The organism is Psychrobacter sp. 1044 (genome assembly GCF_904846525.1).
Taxonomy (GTDB): Bacteria; Pseudomonadota; Gammaproteobacteria; order Pseudomonadales; family Moraxellaceae; genus Psychrobacter.
The window spans coordinates 1-599 of sequence record NZ_CAJHAZ010000062.1; the positions used below are offsets into that span (position 1 = coordinate 1).

The window sequence follows — 599 nt, forward strand, 5'->3', positions numbered from 1 at the left end:
ACCATCAGCGATGGCAAAGGCGGTACAGATACTGCTACAGAGACCATCACCGTCACAGCGGTCAATGATGCGCCTATAGCCAAGCCTGATAGCAATCGTGTGGCAGAAGAGGTCACAGCAACTGGCAACGTGCTTGACAATGACACCGATATAGACAGCAGTACGCTTAACGTATCAGCGGCAAGCGTTGATGTAGATGGTAGTGGCACCCAAGTAGCGATCACTCTTGGCAGCGCCACCACTATCAGCGCTAATGGTAGCGCTATTGGCGTACTGACTTTAAATAGTGATGGCAGCTATAGCTTTGTTCCAGCAGCAGACTTTAATGGCACAGTCCCCACTGTTGATTACACCGTCACCGATAATGATGGCGGCACCGCTAGCAGCACCTTAGATATCGTTATCACCCCAGTGAATGATGCGCCTATAGCAGTGAATGACAGCTACACGGTGAATGAGGACGAATCCATAGCCCTCAATCCACTCAAAGGTGACAGTGACATTGATGGCGATACGTTAAGCATCATCAACATTAATGGTACGGCACTGACCCCAGGGGTCGCGCAAAGCATTACCGTAGATAATGGCGTGGTCAAGAT

1 protein-coding gene is annotated in these 599 nt (G+C 50.1%); it reads left to right on the plus strand.

The window, feature by feature from the left end:
* Positions 1-599 (plus strand): tandem-95 repeat protein (locus JMX82_RS14195; protein ID WP_201541010.1); only part of this gene is annotated, 599 nt, incomplete at both ends.